The sequence below is a fragment of the Natrarchaeobius oligotrophus genome (assembly GCF_003841465.1).
Taxonomy (GTDB): domain Archaea; phylum Halobacteriota; class Halobacteria; order Halobacteriales; family Natrialbaceae; genus Natrarchaeobius; species Natrarchaeobius oligotrophus.
Genome location: NZ_REFZ01000001.1, coordinates 281,297 through 301,168 on the forward strand (window position 1 = coordinate 281,297; position 19,872 = coordinate 301,168).

The 19,872-nt window shown below is 66.5% G+C and carries 20 protein-coding genes; 9 read left to right on the plus strand and 11 right to left on the minus strand.

Annotated features, from left to right (window positions below; all coding sequences use genetic code 11):
- Nucleotides 1–4 precede the first annotated feature (4 nt).
- Together EA472_RS01445 and argS are read left to right on the plus strand one after the other, a co-directional pair.
- The gene (locus EA472_RS01445) at nucleotides 5–844 is read left to right on the plus strand and encodes a DUF7344 domain-containing protein (protein ID WP_124189736.1); all 840 of its coding nucleotides are present in this window, start codon (nucleotides 5–7) and stop codon (nucleotides 842–844) included.
- 40 nt (nucleotides 845–884) lie between these two features.
- Nucleotides 885–2,672: an arginine--tRNA ligase gene (gene argS / locus EA472_RS01450; RefSeq protein WP_124189737.1), complete on the plus strand. Its 1,788-nt coding sequence runs from the start codon at nucleotides 885–887 to the stop codon at nucleotides 2,670–2,672.
- Between the two features lie 177 nt (nucleotides 2,673–2,849).
- Here the strand turns inward: argS and EA472_RS01455 are convergent, their stop codons facing one another.
- Both EA472_RS01455 and minD read right to left on the minus strand, forming a co-directional pair.
- Nucleotides 2,850–3,362, minus strand: coding sequence for a hypothetical protein (locus tag EA472_RS01455; protein WP_124189738.1), 513 nt, complete (start codon nucleotides 3,360–3,362; stop codon nucleotides 2,850–2,852).
- 346 nt (nucleotides 3,363–3,708) lie between these two features.
- The gene (gene minD / locus EA472_RS01460) at nucleotides 3,709–4,629 is read right to left on the minus strand and encodes a MinD/ParA family ATP-binding protein (protein ID WP_124189739.1); all 921 of its coding nucleotides are present in this window, start codon (nucleotides 4,627–4,629) and stop codon (nucleotides 3,709–3,711) included.
- Between the two features lie 157 nt (nucleotides 4,630–4,786).
- On the opposite strand from minD, the gene prf1 reads away from it, so the two are divergent.
- A complete protein-coding gene (gene prf1 / locus EA472_RS01465; RefSeq protein WP_124189740.1) occupies nucleotides 4,787–6,046 on the plus strand; it encodes a peptide chain release factor aRF-1 in 1,260 nt (419 codons plus the stop codon).
- A gap of 184 nt (nucleotides 6,047–6,230) precedes the next feature.
- On the opposite strand, the gene EA472_RS01470 is transcribed toward prf1, so the two are convergent.
- The gene (locus EA472_RS01470; RefSeq protein WP_124189741.1) at nucleotides 6,231–6,476 is read right to left on the minus strand and encodes a PRC-barrel domain containing protein; all 246 of its coding nucleotides are present in this window, start codon (nucleotides 6,474–6,476) and stop codon (nucleotides 6,231–6,233) included.
- A gap of 237 nt (nucleotides 6,477–6,713) precedes the next feature.
- Here EA472_RS01470 and EA472_RS01475 point away from each other — a divergent pair, with 237 nt between their 5' ends.
- Complete coding sequence (locus EA472_RS01475) at nucleotides 6,714–7,469, plus strand: hypothetical protein (RefSeq protein WP_124189742.1); 756 nt, start codon at nucleotides 6,714–6,716, stop codon at nucleotides 7,467–7,469.
- Between the two features lie 79 nt (nucleotides 7,470–7,548).
- On the opposite strand, the gene EA472_RS01480 is transcribed toward EA472_RS01475, so the two are convergent.
- The 3 genes from EA472_RS01480 to EA472_RS01490 all read right to left on the minus strand — a co-directional run bounded on the left by EA472_RS01480 (nucleotide 7,549) and on the right by EA472_RS01490 (nucleotide 9,161).
- The gene (locus tag EA472_RS01480; RefSeq protein WP_124189743.1) at nucleotides 7,549–7,875 is read right to left on the minus strand and encodes a DUF7577 domain-containing protein; all 327 of its coding nucleotides are present in this window, start codon (nucleotides 7,873–7,875) and stop codon (nucleotides 7,549–7,551) included.
- A gap of 74 nt (nucleotides 7,876–7,949) precedes the next feature.
- The gene (locus EA472_RS01485; RefSeq protein ID WP_124189744.1) at nucleotides 7,950–8,849 is read right to left on the minus strand and encodes an acyltransferase; all 900 of its coding nucleotides are present in this window, start codon (nucleotides 8,847–8,849) and stop codon (nucleotides 7,950–7,952) included.
- Between the two features lie 102 nt (nucleotides 8,850–8,951).
- On the minus strand, nucleotides 8,952–9,161 hold the full coding sequence (locus EA472_RS01490; RefSeq protein WP_124189745.1) for a hypothetical protein: 210 nt from the start codon (nucleotides 9,159–9,161) through the stop codon (nucleotides 8,952–8,954).
- A 145-nt stretch (nucleotides 9,162–9,306) separates the two neighbouring features.
- Between EA472_RS01490 and EA472_RS01495 the strand changes: the two genes are divergently transcribed.
- Nucleotides 9,307–10,362, plus strand: coding sequence for an aldo/keto reductase (locus EA472_RS01495; RefSeq protein ID WP_124189746.1), 1,056 nt, complete (start codon nucleotides 9,307–9,309; stop codon nucleotides 10,360–10,362).
- A gap of 75 nt (nucleotides 10,363–10,437) precedes the next feature.
- Here EA472_RS01495 and EA472_RS01500 read toward each other — a convergent pair whose 3' ends face one another.
- Nucleotides 10,438–12,120, minus strand: a complete 1,683-nt coding sequence (locus EA472_RS01500) for a sensor histidine kinase (protein WP_124189747.1) — start codon at nucleotides 12,118–12,120, stop codon at nucleotides 10,438–10,440.
- 471 nt (nucleotides 12,121–12,591) lie between these two features.
- Nucleotides 12,592–13,374, minus strand: coding sequence for an SDR family oxidoreductase (locus EA472_RS01505; RefSeq protein ID WP_124189748.1), 783 nt, complete (start codon nucleotides 13,372–13,374; stop codon nucleotides 12,592–12,594).
- An 85-nt stretch (nucleotides 13,375–13,459) separates the two neighbouring features.
- Between EA472_RS01505 and EA472_RS01510 the strand changes: the two genes are divergently transcribed.
- A complete protein-coding gene (locus EA472_RS01510) occupies nucleotides 13,460–14,143 on the plus strand; it encodes a helix-turn-helix domain-containing protein (RefSeq protein WP_124189749.1) in 684 nt (227 codons plus the stop codon).
- Between the two features lie 87 nt (nucleotides 14,144–14,230).
- Entirely contained in the window at nucleotides 14,231–14,689 is a 459-nt protein-coding gene (locus EA472_RS01515) for an NUDIX hydrolase (protein ID WP_124189750.1), read from the plus strand.
- 21 nt (nucleotides 14,690–14,710) lie between these two features.
- On the opposite strand, the gene EA472_RS01520 is transcribed toward EA472_RS01515, so the two are convergent.
- Entirely contained in the window at nucleotides 14,711–16,153 is a 1,443-nt protein-coding gene (locus EA472_RS01520; protein WP_124189751.1) for a DUF402 domain-containing protein, read from the minus strand.
- Nucleotides 16,150–16,524 carry a DUF7532 family protein gene (locus EA472_RS01525; protein ID WP_124189752.1) on the minus strand — a complete coding sequence of 125 codons (375 nt, stop codon included), beginning with the start codon at nucleotides 16,522–16,524 and terminating at the stop codon, nucleotides 16,150–16,152. Before EA472_RS01525 ends, EA472_RS01520 begins: the two co-directional genes overlap by 4 nt.
- A gap of 154 nt (nucleotides 16,525–16,678) precedes the next feature.
- Between EA472_RS01525 and EA472_RS01530 the strand changes: the two genes are divergently transcribed.
- Complete coding sequence (locus EA472_RS01530) at nucleotides 16,679–17,686, plus strand: PrsW family intramembrane metalloprotease (RefSeq protein ID WP_124189753.1); 1,008 nt, start codon at nucleotides 16,679–16,681, stop codon at nucleotides 17,684–17,686.
- Nucleotides 17,687–17,897: 211 nt separating this feature from the next.
- Here the strand turns inward: EA472_RS01530 and EA472_RS01535 are convergent, their stop codons facing one another.
- Nucleotides 17,898–19,211: an MATE family efflux transporter gene (locus tag EA472_RS01535; protein WP_124189984.1), complete on the minus strand. Its 1,314-nt coding sequence runs from the start codon at nucleotides 19,209–19,211 to the stop codon at nucleotides 17,898–17,900.
- A gap of 238 nt (nucleotides 19,212–19,449) precedes the next feature.
- On the opposite strand from EA472_RS01535, the gene EA472_RS01540 reads away from it, so the two are divergent.
- Nucleotides 19,450–19,857, plus strand: coding sequence for a hypothetical protein (locus tag EA472_RS01540; RefSeq protein WP_124189754.1), 408 nt, complete (start codon nucleotides 19,450–19,452; stop codon nucleotides 19,855–19,857).
- The last annotated feature ends 15 nt before the right edge of the window (nucleotides 19,858–19,872 follow it).

Sequence of the window (19,872 nt, forward strand, 5' to 3'; positions counted from 1 at the left end):
TATCATGAAATCCCACGAGGAACGAGTCGTTCGGGTACTCTCCGATCCCGTCAATCGAGCCGTTCTCGATATCGTCGACGAGGCGACGAATCCGGTGACGCTCAGCGAGATCGCCGAGCGCCTCGTGTCGGAGGACGCAGCTATCTGCGAAGCGGCCGCGTACACCGATCGGCTGGACGACCGTCGACTCACGCTTCACCACGACCGACTGCCGAAACTCGACGAGGCCGGGCTGCTCGAGTACGACGCCGACGAGCGGGTGGTCACCGACGCGTCCGCGGAACGCGACGCCCAGTGGCGCGAACTCGAGGTGATCGACGAACTGCTCGCTCGAGTCGGCGGCGACGAGCGAACGACGCCGGAGATCGGACTTCTGGAGGGACGCGACGCGATCTTCGAGTACGGACGGGAGCTGGCCGAGAGGACCGAGGAGGAGCTGTTTCTCATCTACACCTCCGACGAGTTGCTCGGTCCGGACTGCCTCCCGGATGCGGAGAACGCGATCGGACGCGGCGTCGACTTCTACGCCGGCGGGACGGCACGGAGCGTGCGCCGGTTCTTCCGAGAGCACCTCCCGAACGCGACGGTGTGGGAGCCACAGCTCGACTGGATGAACGATCGAACGAAGTCGACCGCGCTGAGCCGGCTCATCGTGTCGGATCGAAAGCGGGTCGCCGTCGGTCTCTGGAACGAACGCGGGGAAACGAAACGCGAAGTCGGCCTGATCGGCGAGGGACGGGACAATCCGCTGGTGGTCCTGGTGCGCGAGCTGCTCGGACCCCGGCTCGATCACCTCGATTACCAGAGCGACGCGTTTCTCGGCGACCTCCCGTTCGAAACGTGAACCCGACATTCCTTTAGTTCCCCCCTGAATACGGGCGGGTATGTTCCTCTCTCTACGCACGGAAGTCGAGGACGCCCTCGAGGAGGCGCTCTCGACACTCGAGTTCCCCACCGACGATCTCGGGATCGAAGAACCGCCGGAGGACGTCGAGAGCGTCCTGGCCTCGAGCGTGGCGTTTCGCCTCGCCGGCGAGGCGGGCGCGCCGCCGCCGGCGATCGCGGGTCGAATCGCGGACGAGATCGACGTCGACGATCTCGCGTCCGTCTCTGCGGTAGAGACGCAGGGGCCCTACCTCAACTTCCTGCCGAGCGATTCGTACTTCGCGGGAACGCTCGAGGCGGCCACCGACGCCGAGTACGGCGCGCTCGACGACCGCGAGGAGTCAGTCGTCGTCGAACACACGAGCGCGAACCCGACGGGGCCGGTCCACGTCGGGCGGGCGCGAAACCCGATCATCGGCGACGCTATCTCCAATCTCCTCGAGTACGCCGGCTACGACGTCGACCGCCACTACTACGTCAACGACGCCGGCCGGCAGATGGCGGTGTTCACGTGGGCCTACGAGACGTTCGACGAGGACGATCTCGAGGACGAGCCGGCACGCGACCGGATCGAGTACGACCTCGTTCGGTACTACCGCAAGGGGAACGCGTTCCTCGAGAACGCGTCGGAGCCGGAGGCCGCAGCCGCCGAAGCCGAGATCGAGTCGATCATGCAGGGGCTCGAGCGCGGCGACGAAGCGACCTACGAGCGGGTCAGCGACGTCGTCGACCAGGTGCTGTCGGGCATGCGGGAGTGTCTCGCGCGCCTCCCCGCCGAGTTCGACGAGTTCGTCAAGGAGACGCGTTTTATGCGCAACGGCGACACCGACGACCTCGTCGCCCGTCTCAAGGAACTCGACGAGGCCGTCTACGAAGAGGACGCCTGGCAGCTGGATCTCGAAGAACGGGGGATCGACAAGAACCTGGTCTTCCTGCGGTCGGACGGCACCTCGCTGTACGCCACGCGCGACCTCGCCCACCACGAGTGGAAGTTCGAAAACTACGATCGCGCGGTGACGGTCCTCGGCGAGGACCACAAGCTCCAGGCCAGACAGCTCCGGACGACGCTCGAACTGCTGGGCAACGACACCGACGAGCTTCGACAGGTGCTGTACTCCTACGTCAACCTTCCCGAGGGAAAGATGTCGACGCGCCGCGGGACGGGCGTCGACCTGGACGACCTGCTCGACGAGGCGATCGACCGAGCGCGCAGAGAGGTCGAAACCCGGCTGGACGATCGGATCCGCGACGACGATCTGGACGACGCGGACATCGAGCGCATCGCCCACCAGGTCGGCATCGGCGCGGTCCGGTACGACGTCGTCTCGAAGCAGCCGACGAAAGCGATCACCTTCGAGTGGGAACGCGCGCTCGACTTCGAGGCCCAGTCCGCGCCGTACGTTCAGTACGTCCACGCACGCTGCTGTGGCATTCTCGAGGAGGCGGGCCTCGATCCCGACGTCGATCTCACCGAACAGGACGTCGAACTCGAGTCACTCGACGCCGGATTGCTCGAGACGCCCGCCGAACGGGACCTGCTCGAGACGATCGCGCGGTTTCCGGCGGTGGTCGACGAAGCCGCCGACGACCTGGAACCGCACCGGGTGGCGACGTTCACGCGGGAGTTCGCCGATCGGTTCAACGCGTTCTACCGCGAGTGTCCGGTGCTCGGAGACGACGTCGGGTCCGACCGACGCGACGCGCGACTGGCGCTCGTGGCGGCGTCCAGACACACGATCGCGAACGCGCTGTCTATCCTGGGCGTGGCCGCACCCCGGTCGATGTGACGATCGGCTCGAAAACGGTGCGACGGTGCGACCGGACCTGCGGTTAGCCCGATGTCGCGGGCGGCTCAGTCGCTCGCGGATAGTCCGCACTCGAGACGTCCGTCTGCCGGACGTGTCGAGCATCGTCGACGGGAACGGAGGTCGAGCCGCCGACAGTTCGAGGCGGACGAGAAGCGGCTACTCTTTCGTCTCGAGGACCTTCTTCGCGAGTTCGTCCCTCGAGATCTCGCCCTCGAGGTAGTCGAGCGCCCAGCCGACGTCGACGAACAGCCCGAGCACGTGCGCACCGTCGCGCTCGAGGTAGAGTTCGATGGTCTCGACCTCGTCTTTGAACCGGTCGGGGTCCGAGATCGCGTACGCGAGGTCGTGTGCGACTTCCTCGAGTTCGGCGTACAGCTCGTCGGTATCGGTGGTCTCGGTCTGGACGACGACGCCGATGCTGTTGCCCTCGCGTTCGACCTGCGTGATGGTCACTTTCTCGCTGCCGGTTTCGACGTCGCCGTCGAAGCCGGGAATGTCGTCGTCGCCGTCACCGTCGTCGTAGCCATCGTCACCGTCGTCACCGCCGTCGTAGCCGTCGTCTCCGTCGTCATCGTCGTCGATCTCTTCGCCGGTTTCTGTACTGGAACAGCCCGCGAGCACGGTAGCGAGCGCGGCTCCACTGCCAAGGAGGATTTTTCGTCGCTCCATGGTCGAGCGGTCGAGAGACGACCGGATTAGTAATTAGCTCGTACCTCCGGAGTCGTTGATCAGCCGTCGTCGTTCGTTCTTTCAACAGTGTTTCAGAAGAATTGATGTCTGATACGCCGGAATTTTCGAGTTACGGCGATCGATCGGCGAACCGGCGTTCGGAATCGATTACTTTCCGGAATCGACGATCGTTCGGACTCGAGGGTAGTCACAGCTTTCGAAAGAAATCGGGAGTACGGACGGCGTACCGGCGAGGCCAATCGGTGCCTACCGATCCGTTAGCCGGTCTCCACCGCCGCGACGAGCGGGGGTCAGCCGTCGACGAACGACGCGGTCGCCGGACGGGCTACGACGGATCGGATTCGGCTTCCGTGATCGCACTCGAGACGTCGTCGTGGGCCGCTTCGGTCTCGGAGGTGTCCGGGGATCGGTCCGCGTGGGGTGTCGCATCGACCGCCGCGTCGCCGGCGTCCTCGGAGGTCGCATCGACCGCCGCGTCGTCGGGCGTCGCATCGACTGCTGAGCCGTCCGCGTCGTCGGCCGACTGATCGGGAATCTCGATCCCGGCGAGGTCGGCCGCGAGCCGACGGTAGGAATCGGACGCGGGGCTGTCCGGATCGTAGACGACCAGCGGCGTTCCGGCGTAGACGCTCTCGCGGGAGGTCGGATCCTCGGGAACCGTCCCGAGCAACGGCACGCCCAGCCTGTCGGCGATCTCCTCGTAACTGACGTCGCTGTCCGGATGCGTCCGGGTCACGACGAGCCCGGCGAGATCGCCGCCGGCGCGGTCCGTCAACTCGACGGTCTTCTGGGAGTCCTGGACGGCGGCGGGTTCGGGAGTGGAGACGACGACGACGGCGTCTGCGAGGCCGAGCGGGAGGACGGTCTCGTGGCTGATGCCGGCACCGACGTCGAGAAAGACGAAGTCGTACGTCGAGCGAAGCTCCGAGACGGCCTCCCGAAGCCCTTCGGGCGAGGTCTCGGCGTACTCGTCGAGGTCGGTTCCGCTGGGAACGGCGACGATGTTGTCGGCGAGGCGGTAAGTCGCGTCCTCGATCGACACGTCGCCGGCCAGCACGTCGTGCAGGGTCGTCGCGTCGGGAGTCAGGCTGACGAATCCGGCCAGGTTCGCCATGCCGAGGTCCGTGTCGACGATGGCGACGCGCTCGCCTGCCAGCGCGAGCGCCGTCCCGAGGTTCACCGTCGTCGTCGTCTTCCCGACACCGCCCTTTCCGCTCGCGATAGCATAGACAGTCTCGTGGGACATACTCGAATACTGTCCGGACAGTGGAACGGCAACACCGTGAATCTTACCCCCGTTTGCGGTCGGACGACGGGATTCGTCGGCGAGCCCGAATCGACGGCGGTCCGCGATTCGACGGCGTTCAAAGAATACTTAGCTACAGCACCGTTTTGTACGGCCAATGAGCCAGGAGGGCGAGCAGGAGCAGTCCGACCGGAAGAAATACGAGTTCCGGAAGGTCATCGAGGATCTCACGAACTACGAGGGGTCCGGAACGCAGCTCGTGACGATCTACGTTCCGGAGGACCGACAGGTCAGCGACGTCGTCCAGCACGTGACCCAGGAACACAGCGAGGCGGCCAACATCAAGTCCAAGCAGACCCGAACCAACGTTCAGGACGCGTTGACGAGCATCAAGGATCGGCTGCGGTACTACGACACGTATCCGCCGGAGAACGGGATGGTGCTGTTCTCCGGGGCCGTCGACTCCGGCGGCGGCCAGACCGATATGGTCACCAGGGTACTCGAGAGCCCGCCCCAGCCGGTCGAATCCTTCCGGTACCACTGCGACTCCGACTTCCTGACGGAGCCACTCGAGGAGATGCTCGCGGACAAGGGACTGTACGGCTTGGTCGTCCTCGATCGTCGCGAGGCGAACGTCGGCTGGCTGAAGGGGAAACGCATCGAACCCGTCAAGTCGGCCTCGTCGCTCGTCCCCGGCAAGCAGCGAAAGGGTGGCCAGTCCGCACAACGATTCGCCCGCCTGCGCCTCGAGGCGATCGACAACTTCTATCAGGAGGTCGCGGGGATGGCAAACGACCTCTTCGTCCCGAAACGCCACGACCTCGACGGCATCCTCGTCGGCGGTCCCTCCCCGACGAAAGACGAGTTCCTCGACGGCGACTACCTCCACCACGAGATCCAGGACAAGGTGCTCGGCAAGTTCGACGTCGCCTACACCGACGAGTCGGGGCTGAAGGATCTGGTCGACAACGCCGAAGACGCCCTCGCCGACGCGGAGGTGATGAAGGACAAACGACAGATGGAGGAGTTCTTCGAGGAACTCAACGCGGGCGAGCTCGCGACGTACGGCTTCGAGCAGACCCGCCGAAACCTGATGATGGGCGCGGTCGACCGGCTGCTGATCAGCGAGGACCTGCGTAAGGACGTCGTCAGCTACGACTGCGAGGAGTGTGGAAACACCGACCGCGAGGTCATCGATCGGCGCAAGTTCACGCCCGAGCACACCTGCAGCGAGTGCGAAAGCGAGGTCGAGGCGACCGACGAGGACCGCGAGGACGCCATCGATCACCTGATCGAAATCGCAGAACAGCGCGGGACCGAAACCAAGTTCATCTCCACCGACTTCGAGAAGGGCGAACAGCTCTACGACGCCTTCGGCGGCTTCGCCGGCCTGTTGCGCTACTCGACCGGCGTCTAGACGTCCTGCTCGACGGATCGCTCTCCCGACGCGACCTCGGTCGACGATCGCTCCTCCCGCGCTATCCGCTCAGTGCGCGTTGCGATAGTCCGCGAACTCCTGGCGCAGTTCGCCGCCTCGAGCGACGACGACCCGACTGTTTCCCGCTCGCGGTTCTCGGAGGGGCCGCCGGTCGACGACGAGATCAGAGCATTCCGCGGAGGTAGACCGCGTCGTCGGTGATCTCGAGAACGCTCCCTTCGTCCAGCGGATGGGTTTCCTCGGTGACGGTTCCCCAGCCCAGTTTCGCCCTGACGGTGTCCACGAGTCCCGGATCGGGATCGACGTACGCGCGGCGCTCTTCGACCGCGACGAGGATGCCGACCTCGGTCCCGTCGGCGTTCAACACGCGTTTCCCCTCGTCCGCTTCGGTGAACGTTTCTCTCGTCATTCGTTCGCTCGTCTCCACTCCCCGCGACGCGTCGGATCGACGTCCCGAACGGCGACGAACGGACGATCCGAGCATAAACCGCCGAAATCGTTTCGGCCGTTCACCAGTTCGTTACTGCGCCTCGAGTCGTCGCTACGTCGGTAATTTCCGCTTTCTCGCTCGTCATCGAACGACGGAAACGGAGCGAGCGGGACAACAGAAGGGTTATGCCGGTAGTAACGTATTACCACTCGATCAATGGACGATTCCCCGTCCCTCTTCGCATCGCTCGACGACCCCCGCATCACGGAGCAGTTCTGCCGGCGGCTCCGACGACCGGCCGGCAACGTGTATCTCCTCGGCGTGGTCCACGACCACCCGGCGAGCGTCGCGCGCGTCGAGCGCGTCCTCGAGGCGGTCGATCCGGACGTGCTGGCGCTCGAGTTGCCGCCGGCGGCCGTCCCGCTGTACCGGGCGTACGCCGCCGACGAGGGAGCCGACGGCTCCCCCCGGTTCGGCGGCGAGATGAGCGCGGCGATCGGCGCAGCGGCGGGTGCGGACGTCGTCGGCATCGACGCGCCAAACTGGTCGTTTCTCCGGCGGCTCGTGACCCGGCTGGTCGCGGACCGGGTCTCGCCCGCGACCGCGCGGCGGCTCGTCTCGAGCGTCGGCGGCGCGACGCGTGAGGCGCTCGCCTGTCGCGTCGCGGCGACGTTAACCCACGCGACGTCGATGACCGTCGCGCGCGACGATCCGATCGAGTACGACTGCTCGCACACCGACCCGCCGGCGGAGCAGGCCGCACACGAACGTTCGCACGTCGCAACCGTCCAGGCGCTGCTCGGAAGCGTCGAGACGGACGGCACCGCGCTTTCGTACCGCGACGAGACCCGCGAGCGCTGTATGGTCGACAGGCTGCGGGAGCACGAAGCGGGAGGCGATCTCGTCGCCGTGGTCGGCGTCGATCACCTCGATCGGCTCGAGGAGGCCCTGTCCGAGCCCGATCGCGAGTGAGACGGGGGATCTCCGACGGCGAACGGGCGCGTTCTGCCGGTTCGGGAGCGGTACGGTCACCGCTTCGCGACGGTCGTTCTCAGTGACGAAGCGTGGACACGCAGTGCCAGCAGTAGGTGAACGTCTGATCCGCCGCGTTGCGCGCGCTGCAGTGGGGACAGCGAATCGTCTCGCCGTCGAGGTCGCGAGCGTCCCGGGGTGGCGGATCGACCCCGGGGACGTCGTCCGTCGCTCGCGGGTACCGGTCCGGCCCCGGTGCCGACTGGGACCGCGCGCGGTTGGGGTCGGCGAACGAGGGCGAACTCGTTCCCTCGCCGTCGTCGCGGCGGGCGTACACGTAGTACAGTACCAGATGGAGGAGGGCGAACAGGACCACGTAGCCGACGAGCCAACCCCAGAGCTCCATCACCGTGTCATACGTTCGCAAGACACTTGGGTGTTCCCCGATTCAGCGAACGCGAAGGGTCAGCGTCGGGTGAATTAGTGGGGCGGCTGAAGGTCGCGCTCGAACTCGTCGAAGACGTCGAGGTCGTCCGGCAGATCGTACTCGAGGCGGCGTTGATCCTGTCTGTTGACGCCCGCCTCCTCGAGCGGGGTCGCGACCGACTCCCAGCCGGGTTTGATCTTGACGCTCCGAGCCGGCATGCCGACCGCGATGTGGTGGGCGGGGATGTCGTGTTGAACGACGCCGCGCGCACCGACGATAGCGTTTTCGCCGACCTTGTTTCCGGCCCGAACCATCGAGTCGTACGTCAGCCTGACGTCGTCTTCGACGATGGTGTGGTAGTTTCGGACCGCGGTCTGGTCGACGACGTCGTGGTCGTGGCTGTAGACGTGGACGCCGTCGGAGATCGACACCCGATCGCCGATCGTCAGCCTTCCGCGGTCGTCGAGGTGAACGTCGTCGTGGACGACCGCGTTGTCCCCGATCGTGATGTTGTGGCCGTACGTGAACGTGATTCCCTTGAAAAAGCGGCAGTTCTCTCCGCAGTCGGCAAAGAGGTGATCCGCGAGCATTCGTCGAAACCGGAGGGCGAACTCCACGTTGTCCGCGATCGGGAGGCTGTCGAACTGCCGCCAGAGCCACTGGAGGTGCTTCGACCGTCTGAACTCGTCCTCGTCCTTTTCGGCGTAGTACTCGCTCTCTAACGTGGTGTTACAGGGATCGTAACTCTGCAGACGCACTTTCGTCGCCGCCGAAACCGACGCACCGTCCTGCCAGCGGTCGTACGCCTCCCTGTCTCCGGAGAGGTCGATCAGGACGTCCTCGACGACCGAACAGGTGTCCTCGCCGCTCGAGAGCCGCCGGTCGACCTCGTCGATGAACTCGCGCATACCCGTCTCCGCATCCTCGGGGAGAGAGACGTACCGCTTTGTCATACTCGAGGTATTGCCCGCGGAGTTGATAGGGGTTCGGTTGTGCGTCCGGCTTGCCGGTCCCGAGCGGAAGCGTTCGACGCGGACCGGGGCCGCGATCAGGTGTCAGGGATCGGCCGACTGCCACCGCGAGAACAGCAACGCGGGCAGCGCGATCGACCCGATCACCAGCAACACCGCCACGACGCCCGTGCCGACGGTGAGACGATCGGGCTCGACCGTCAACCGCCACATCACGACGGGCACGAGTACGGCGACGGCGAGTACGACGGCGACCAGGACGCGTCCGATCGGCCGCCCGCGAGCGTCGTCCATGCACGGACTAGTCAATCGGCGACCAAGAGCGCACCGATCGTTCCACGTTCGAAGCTGCCGGGATCGAGTCGAATCGCCGAACCCGTTCGGAACGTCCGCTCGCCCGTTCCGTACGCCATAAGTCGTCGCGCTACGAAGGGGGCGTATGCAATACCGCGAACTGGGCGACTCCGGCGTCGAAGTCAGCGAGGTCGGCTTCGGCGCGTGGGTCGTCGGCACCGACTGGTGGGGCGACCGAACGGAAGAGGACGCGATCGAGATGATCCGCCACGCCGTCGACCGGGGGATAACGTACTTCGACACCGGCGACGTCTACGGCCACGGTCGAAGCGAGGAACTGATCGGGGAGGCCCTGTCGGACGTTCGCGACGAGGTGACGATCGCTACCAAAGTCGGCTACGACTTCTACAACAACCCGCAGGCCGGCCACGGCGAACTCCCCAAGGAGATGGATCCCGACTACCTGCGAGAAGCCGTCGAGAGGAGCCTCGAGCGCCTGGGCGTCGACTCCGTCGACGTCCTCCAGTTGCACAACGCCAACGTCGAGGAGATCACGCCCGACGTCCTCGAGTTGCTCGACGAACTCGAAGAGGAGGGGACAATCGAGGCGAGGGGCCTCGCGCTCGGTCCCTCGATCGGCTGGCTCGCGGAGGGCGACTTCGCGATCGAAGAAGCGTTCGACTCGGTCCAGCTCGTCTGGAACGTGCTCGAACAGGAGGTCGGCAACCACTTCCTCGAGACGGTCGACGAGACCGGCTCTTCGACGAGCCTGATTCCGCGCGTCCCTCACTCCTCGGGAATTTTGAACGAGCAGGTGACGCCCGACACCGAACTCGGCGAGGGAGATCACCGCGGGTTCCGTCCCGACGAGTGGTACGAAACCGGCTGGGAGAAACTCGAGAAACTACGGTTTTTGGAACGCGACGGCGAGCGGACGATGGGACAGGCTTCGATCGCGTGGCTGCTCTCGCACGATCCGGTCGCGACCGTCACGCCGACGTTCCGGACGACCGACGACGTCGACGAGTGGGCGGCGGCGAGCGACGTGGCGAAACTCACGGACGACGAGATGGACCGGGTCGACGAACTGTACCGGAACGACTTCGACATCGATCGCGACGACGGCATGGACGCGCTCCGATCGTCGGTCGACGGCGCGGATATCGAATCCGCCGGTCTCGACAAGCTCGCGGCGGACTGACGACGGCGCGGCGGTTCGTCCGGCCGACCTCGTCGGCGGCCGAATTCGCGGTACAACTGTTTTCGACGGACGCGGTCACTCCTCGGCGACGGGCACCGAAAGCGTCACGAGCGCGCCGCCTCCGTCGTGCTCCGAGATCGAGAGTCGTCCGTCCGAGAGCGTCGCCGTCCACTCGGCGATCCAGAGGCCGAGCCCGCTACCGTGATCGAGGGGCGTCTCGGTCAGGTTGTGGAGAACTCGGCGCTCGACGTCGGGAATCCCGGATCCGTCGTCGCGGACCGAGAGGTGGACGCTGTCTGCAGTTCGGTCGATCCGAACGGCCACCTGCGGCACGTCGGAGTCGTTGTGGTCGACGGCGTTCTCGAGGAGGTTCTCGAGCGTCGCCTCGAGTAGCATCTCGGACGCGACGGTCGCCCGGATCGGCTCGTCGGGAACCGCCATCTCGAACGTCGCGTCGGGGTACGTCGATCGAACGTCGTCGAGGACGCGACGGACGACGGTCGAAACGGACACGACCTCGCGTGCACCCGAGGCGGTGATCGTCCGCTCGAGCGTTCGGGCCTTGTCGCTGAGGTCGACCACCTGCATGGCGCTCTCTCTGGCCGCGTCGATGTGTTCGGCCGTCGGCTCGGTCGCCGTCTCGGCGGCCGAATCGAGGTGGCCGACGACCAGCGAGAGCTCGTTTCGAACGTTGTGCTGGAGAACGCGGTTGAGGACGCTGATCCGTTGTTCGCGCTCGACGAGGTCGGTCACGTCGTCGAAGTAGATGATGCGACCGGTCCGCCGGTCGAACCGATCGGTGAGCGTCGTCGATCGTCGTCGGTAGATGCGCGTTCGTCCCTCCGTCCGGACGACGAACTCTCCGTCCCCGCTCGCGAGCGTCTCGGGGAGCGAACCGTCGCTGCCGTCGGGAAGGACGTCCGCGATCGGATCACCGATCTCGGGATCGTCGAGGACGCGCCTCCCGACGTCGTTGACGTCGACGACGGTGTCGGTTCGGTCGACCACGATCACCGCGTCGTCGAGCTCCTCGACGAGTTTGTCCCTCGCGACCGGCCGGAGATCGAGGAGGTCGAAGTGAAAGAGTGCGACCGCGAACGTCCCACCCGAGATGGTCAGTGCGGTCGTCGTGAAATCGATGGTCGACCCCGTCTCGGTGACGACGTTGACGACCACGTTCGTCGCCAGCGGAACGACCCCACCGATCATCAGCAGAGCCGACTGCTTTCGGTAGATCGCGCCGGACCGAACGAAAACGAAGGCCAACATCGCGAGCCCAGCGCCGACGAGCGCGTAGGAGTAAAACAGGTTGAGCCAGAAGAGCGCGCCGGGCTCGAACGCCACGACCGAGGCACCGTTGGCTCGCACCACGGTCGTCGAACGCCAGAAGTATCCGTGGAGCGGATTGGTGAACATGGCGACCAGCGTGAGCGCGGGAACGACCGAAAGCGCCGCGTACACCCGCTTCGAGAACCACTCGGTCTTGCCGGCGTAGGTCGTCGCAACGACGAAGTACGCGACGGGGACGAGCACGGTTCCGGGGTACCGGATCCGGTTCCAGAGGTACACCGACTCGGGGTTCGTGGCACCGATGCTCAACCCGTACGGCAACGCCCACGCCGCGGCACCGCCCAGTAACACCGCGAGCGGCCACGCCATCGGATTGGGTCGGTGACGTATCGCCTCGAGCGCGACCACGAGCGCGAGCGCTCCGCTGGTGAGAACGACAATCACCGGAACCGAAACCACCCACTCCATGACAGTATCACATCCCTGACTCTACTTAAGTCCGTATGAAATATCGGACCGATATTCCAAAGGAGAGGCGACAAACGTCAGTTGTTTATCGTTCTCCGCATTCACAAACGCAGATATTTGAACATACTTGTAGTTATACTGTCACCCGGGAGGCGCAGGTAGCGCCGAACCCGAGCAGGCAGATTCCCGCGCCGACGTCCGCATCGGCACCTCGAGGATTCGGCTTGGACCTCCCGAATTCGGCGTCCACGCGTCTTTCATTTCTCCGATCCGATCGCCGTCGAGATCGGTGCGCACGGACGTCGCGGACGAGCGCCGCCCGAAGCCGGCGAACCGTCGCCGCAGACCGCGTCGGCCGCCGTGACCCTCGAGTCGGCTCCGCCGCCGCGTCGGACGAGCTGCTGTCCGCCGGCTCCGGGACATCCGCATACCGTTCGCGATTGCACCCGGACGCGGGCCCGATGGCCCGTGTCAGGAATCGAGTCGGCGGGATAGCCAGGCCTCCCACGAGACGGTACCGACCGCGCGGTCCGGGCACGTCGCCTCGCCGTTGCGAAACGCGGCGGCAGCGGAGCCCGGGACGGGAAGTCGGACGATCGGTCGGCCCAGCCCCTTCGCCTCGCGGTATGCACTGGCGAGCTCGCGGACGGTTCGAACCTCGGGGCCGCCGACGGGCGGCACCCGGCCGGCGGGCTCGAGCGTCGCCCGTTCGCAGATCGCGGCGGCGACCTCCCCCACGTCGACGGGCTGGATCCGGACGGCCGTCGGTAGCGGCCAGATCGGCAGCCGCGAAACCGTCTCGAGCAACTCGAATGCGAACGAGTGAAACTGCGTGGCGCGAACGATCGTCGAGGGAACCGGACGCTCCTCGACGAGTCGTTCGGCCTCGCGTTTGTGCTCGTAGTAACTGAGCGGAATCCGGTCGACGCCGACGATCGAGACGTAACAGACGTTCGAGACTCCCTCGGCAGCGGCCGCCTCGAGGAGCCGTTCGGTTCCGCGGACGTCGACCGCCTCGCTGTCGCCGCGAGGGGCTGACGCCGCGTGGACGACGACGTCGACGCCCTCGAGGGCCTCCGGAAGGCCGGTTCCGTCGGCCAGGTCGAGTTCGACCCACTCGACGCCGTCGGCAGCCGACCGGGGCGATCGACTGGCTGCGCGAACGTCGTGGCCGGCCTCGACGAGCCGAGGGCGCAACGCCCGTCCGAGCGTTCCGGTCGCTCCCGTCAACAGCGTTCGCACGGGATCGGACATCGCGTACTAGTCGGTTCCGGGGCGACGTATCGCTGGTCCCGGATCCGTCTGGAGGATTTAAGTCGACTGCGGCGAGCGTTCCCGTATGAAACGCGTCGGGCTGACTCTCGATGCCGCTGGACGCGAAGCCGAGATCCACCCGATGTACGACGTGCTCGTCGGCGCGACCGAAGTCGAGCGAGCGACCGCGATGCACTGGAACGTCGCCGGAGACGAACTCGGGATCGTGCACTACGTCGAGGGAGATATCGAGACGTTTCGGGAGCACCTCGAGCGGATACCGGAGGTCCTCGATTACGCGCTCGCGCCGGCGGGGAGCGACGCCTTCTACGCGTACGTCAGGGACGCGACGACGGAACCGCTCCGGGAACTGATCGACGCCGTCTCGCGGAGTCCGGTCGTGGTCGTTCCGCCCGTCGAGTACGGCGACGGCGTGGTCTCGTGTACGGTGTTCGGTCCCGCAGCGGAGATCCAGACGGCCCTCGACGACGTTCCGGAGCCGGTCGAGGCGACCGTCACGGCGGTCGGCGGTATGACAGCCGTCCCCGGCGTGCTCGAGTCGGTACTCACCGACCGCCAGCGCGAGGCGCTCGAGGCCGCGCTCTCGCTTGGATACTACGCGGTCCCCCGCGAGGCGAGCCACGAGGACGTCGCGGAGGAGATCGGGTGTGCGCCGAGTACCGCCGCCGAACACCTTCGAAAGGGCGAATCCAGGGTGATCCGGTCGGCGCTCGCCGAACCGCCGTCGCGCCGCGGCGGTCGCCGGTGAGTGCGCCGCTCGACCGATATACCCTTAATCACCTAAAATGACCTTGCGGATACGCTTTTACGTGGCGACGGTGTGAGACTAAGTATCATGGGAGACGTCACGTACGTCCGGAAAGCGTGCGCCTACGTCACTCGAGGGACGGGCGAGTTGCTCGTCTTCGAGGGGCCGGGCCACGACGGCTTGCAGATCCCAAAGGGGACGCTCGAGCCGGGAGAGTCGCCGAGGGAGGGGCTGTTTCGCGAGGTGTGCGAAGAGAGCGGACTCGCAACGTTGAGCGCGACGCGTCACCTGTCGACCGACGTCTGGACCAGGCGTCGCCGCCCGCCCAAACGCTACGTTCGGAACTTCTTTCACTCGAGGGTTCACGAACCGCGCGATCGGTGGATCCACACGGTGACCGACGGCGGCGACGAAGACGGTTCCGAGTTCGAACTGTTCTGGATCGATCCGTCGACGCCGCGGGAGTTCGCTCTCGACCTCGACGACTACGTTCACCTGCTCCCGGCGGCCGACGCCGCGGACGAACTCGCGACGGCGTCGGACTGAGTTCGTTGCGACCGCCTCCGACTATTCCGAGAGCGCCCGTTCGACCGCCGTCGCGACGCTTCGAGCCTTCTCGGCCAGGTTCTCGGCGACGAGTTCGTCCGCGACTGCGGCCTCGAGTTCCGCCCGATCGACGATTTCGACGGTTCCGTCCGGTCGCTTGATCACGTCCACGTAGAGGTCGACGTACCGGATCGTCTCGGGGAACAGTTCGACGGGCGTACAGACGTTGACGTACGTCCCCTTCGCGGAGCCGTCGGCGCTCCGGTAGGTCGTCGGGTACCACCAGCGGCCCTCGCGAAACTTGGTCACCGCGACGTCGCCGTCCTCCTTCGGAACGTCGAGCGCGTCGTACGTCCCGCCGCCGCGCATCGACCGCTCGAGGGTGATCCGGCCGTCCGGATCCCGATCGGTGACGTCGCCGTACCCGAGCGAGATCAGCCGGCCGTCGGGTTTGCCGTGGCCGATCTCGAGGCGGTCGCCGGTCGTCGGCCCGAACTGACGCGAGACGGCGTCGAACGGAAAGTCGTCGGATCCGTCGGACACCGGGGCGGCGTCGGCGGAGCCACACACCGCCTCGGCGAAGTCGACGGCGGCGCTCGCGGCCCGATCGGCCGCCTTCGTCCGGTGGTGGCCCGGCATCGTCGTTTCGACGGCGCGCCGCGCGTCGTCGAGCGCGAAGCGAGACTCGCGGCCGAACCAGAGCCACGCCGTCCGACCCGGTGCGACGAGGCGAGCCGGTTCGGACGGCGCCTCCGGCGCGTCCTCGAGCGCCGACTCGAGTTCCTCGGCTCGCTCGACGGCTCGCTCGAGCGCGCGTCCCATCGTCTCGAGGTCCGCGTCGGTCGCCGCGGATCGCCAGCGCAGCCCCCAGCCGGACGGAACGTCGGTCGAGAGCAGGTCGGTCATGCCGACGAGTTCGTCGGCGCGCTCGCCCCGGAGCGCCGCCGAGACGCCGGTCCGGTCGCGCGAGAGAAAACAGAGGCCGCTCTCGACCTCGAGCGTCGGCTCGACCAGCGGCCGATCGTCGTCCCACGGCGGCGCGGGTTCGCGAACCTGCACCCGGTACCGGTCGCCCTCGTCGACGTAGCCGTCGACGTCGTCGTACCGGAGATAGCCGCGCCGACCGCCGCCGAGGTCGACCGCGGCGCCGCTGCCGCCGGCCGCCTCGAGCACCTCGGCGTCGAAGACCGCCCCACGTGGAGCGTCCGCCGTCCACCGGAAGGTGTCGACGCCGACGTTCTCGAGTTCGTCCGCGACCGACTCGACCGCGTCGGGAGCGCCGGAGACCTCGAGCCCCTGGCGGTCGCGGGTCGTCTCGATCCGGACGTCGGCCGGGACCGACTCGAACGACCGATCGAACCGCTCGCGGATCGGTTCGGAGGCCTGGACCGTCTCGAAGCCGTTCTCCTCGATCCAGCGGGTGATCGCCGTGGCGTAGATGCCCCGGATTCGAACGGTCGTCATAGGAGGTCGCGGTCGGGCGCGAACCTGACCCTGTCGTGGATCGTCGGCCCGAGCGTCAGTTCCACGGTGTCGTTGGACAGCAGCCGGCCGTCCTCGACGTAGACCCCCCACGTGTCGAACCGGAGCCAGCCGCGCATCTCGTCCGCGTGGGTCGTCAGGTCGAGCGACTCGACGGCGTGTTTCGGATACGTCGCGCTCGAGTGGGCCATCTCCATGTCGGAGTAGACCGTCTCGCGTTCGTCGAAAAAGGCCTCGAGCGCAGCCGCGTCCTCCTCGACGGCCTCGACGACCGCCCGCGAGGCGGCCCGGAGCTCCTCCGTCTCCAGACCGACGTCGCGAAGCGCCCGCTGAGTTCGCTGGTCGAAGTGCATACGCCCACGTTGGAGCGGGGCCCCTTTGTGGATTCCGAGTCGACTCGAGCGGACGCGAGCGGCGGTTCGAAACGCGAGGATCGGCGTCGGAGCGGGGACTCGTTCACGCTCGCGACGGCGAACGCTTACCGGTCAGGAGACCGTACCGGTTCGCATGAAACGCAGGCGGGACCCCGTCGAGCGTGCCGACAAGGAGTCGACCGACCTCTACGACGTCTCGACGTGGGAGCCGCGATCCGCGCTGGATCTATTCGCGTACGCCATCTACAGCGCCATCAGCTACGGCTTTCGCGCCATCGTGCTCGCGGTCGCGCTCGCGATCACCCTCCTGTTGCTCGTCCAGCCGGCGATCCTCGTCGCGGAGCGGCCGCTGCTGGGAATCTTCTTCGGACTGTCGGTCGTTCCGGCGGCGCTGCTCGCCGGATTCATCTGGTACACGGACATCACCTCGAACGAACCGCTTGGACTGCTCGTGGCGACGTTCGTACTGGCAGTGCTGTTCGCGACGTTCGCCGCGGTGGTCAACTCCGTCACCCGGCCCTGGTTCGAGGCGATCCCGATCGTGGGAACGGTGCTCTTTTTCTTCCTGATCGTCGGTCCCGTCGAGGAGGCCGTGAAACTGCTCGCCGTGCGGGTCTTCGCCTACAGGAGCGACACGTTCGACGCGGTCATCGACGGCGCGGTGTACGGAGCGATCGCCGGTCTCGGGTTCGCCGCGATCGAAAACGCCATCTACATCGCCGGAACGGTCGCGGAGGCCCAGGCGGGCGTGTTCACCGCGGCGACCGGCATCGCGACGGTTCGCGCGCTCGTCGGTCCCGGACACGTCATCTACTCCGCGATCGCGGGCTACTACCTCGGACTCGCGAAGTTCAATCCGCAGTACGCCGGTCCGCTGGTCGTCAAAGGATTACTGGTCGCTTCCATCGTTCACGCGATCTACAATACGACGGTCGGGATCGTCCCGGGCGCAGTCGCCTCGCTGTATCCCGTCTCCCCGGAGCTCGCCTTCGTCGGGTACGTGATCGCGTTCGACCTCGCGATCGGCTACTACCTCTACCGGAAGATCGCGCGCTACCGCAGAACCTACAGCGCGGTCAGAGACGACCTGGACGAGCCGGGGTTGCCGGAGGAAACCGAGTTCGATCCGCCGATGCGGTGATCGGCGACGCTCGCGGTCGCTCGAGCGTTCGTCGGAACGGACTGGCCTTTCGTCGATCGGCTGAGAACGCCCGGGGAGACGTTGGCAACGGTTGGATGACCGGTAACGTGTTTACCCCCCCACTCCCCGAGCAAGTAGAGACACGGGCCCCAGGATATTAACATTTTCCAACGTTTCTGGCACCGATCGAGACAGCTACTGGACAACCCCGTTACTCGTCTCCACTGGCGCTCCCGCGCTCGCGCATCATCGACGCACCGCGCTCGAGCCAGTTTCGTCGGAGGTAGACGCCGCCGACGACGACGTTCCGCCAGGCGAAGTCCGCCACGATAGCGACGTAGGCGGCGACGACGCCGTACCCGAAGTGGACGCCGAAGACGTACGTGATGCCGAGGAAGAAAAACAGCGCGCCCGTGACCTTGGCCACGAACGGCGGACGGCTCTCGCTCCCGCCGCGGAGCGAACCCGCGAGGACGACGTAACAGGCGATGAGCACCGTCGAGACGGCGTACGCTCGAGCGAAGTCGACGGCGTAGTCGATGGTCTCGGGATCTCGGGTGAACGCGAGGACGATCCACTCCGCCCCGACGAACAGGACGGCTCCGAGCCCGCCGACGGTGACGACCGCGAGTGCGGCCGCCGCGAGGCCGTCGAAAAACGCGTCGTCCGGCTTTCCCTGGCCGAGCGACTGACCGCTGATGATGTTCGCGGCGACGCCGTAACCGCGGGCGAGCGGCGAGGAGACCTGCTGGTACACTCGCCGCCCGATGTGGTAGGCGGCGTTGACCTCGGTGCCGAACGCGAGCAGGATCGCGTTGAACGGAAACTCGGCGACGAGTTCGGTGATCCCCTCCGAAACGCGCGGTGCGCTGATGACGATCAACTGCTTCGCGATGACGAACCGACGAGGGCGAACGAACGCGAGCTCCGATCGGGGGCTGTGGATGACGGCGAGAAACGTCGCCGCAGCGAGCAGATCGGAAAACGCCGTCGCGACGGCGATGCCGACGATCGAGAGGTCGGGAAACGGCCCCACGCCGAGCGCCAGGCAGACCGTGAGAACGATGTTGAGGGCGTTCGCTCCCGCGTTGACGTACATCGGGGTGCGCGTATCGCCGGTCCCCTGGATCGCTCGCGCGGCGATCATCGTCACGTGAAACGCCGGCGCGGAGATCATGATCACAGCGAGGTAGAGCCCGCCGAGCCGGACGGTCTCTCGCTCCGCGCCGAGGATCTCGAGCGCCCAGTAGCTGCCGACGAGCCCGAAGACGACGAACGGAACCGCCGCGATCAGTCCGAGGACGAGCGCCTGCGTCACGGCCTCGTTGCGGTTTGCCTCGTCGCCGCTTCCCGTATCCTGACTCGAGAGGGCGATCGCCCCGTCGCCGATCCCCAGTCCGAGCCACAGCGGCAGACGGCCGTAGATGTCCGCGAGCCCCACCGCGGCGACGGCGGCGGGCGAAAACAGCCCCGCGACGACGATGTCCGTCGTCCGCATCAGCGTCCGGAGCACCTGCTCGGCCATGACGGGCCACGAGAGATCGAAGACCCGCCGCCAGACGGCGATCGTGCGCGCCCGAAGCGACGGATCGTCGGGAAGAGTCACCGGACGACGATACGGTCGTCCGCCGTTTGTACCTTGAGAAAGCGGTCAGCTGGACCCGGCGGACGTCGCGACGGGCCGACGACGAGAGAGCGACGATTCGGTCGTCCGGCGGAGAGATAACCAGAAGGCACTTTTCGACCGCGCCTGGAGGCTCAGTATGAAGCGCCGGACCCTCCTCACGGCGTTCGGTTGCGTCGCGGTCGGTATCCCGGGCTGTCTCGCCGGCGAGAGCGACGAGGATCACCCGCCCGAGTGTCCGACCACGCACACCGTCTCGGTCGTCGCCGTCGAGAACGTCTCCGGCGGCGAATCCGTTTACGACGCCGAATCCGACGGATTTACCGAGGTCGAAACGATCGCAGAGGCGCTCGAGACGGCGGACGCGGTCGTCGAAGACGGCGACGCGGTCGACGCCTACGACCTCTCGTACGATTCGGACGACGTCCTCGCCAGAAACGGCACGACGACCGAAAACAACGACGTCCAGGATCGCCTCTCGGAGTTTCCGTTCGTCGAGTACGAGGATCGAACGTACCACCTCGCCTGGGAGGAAGTCGTCTGCTGATCGCCCGCCACGGCT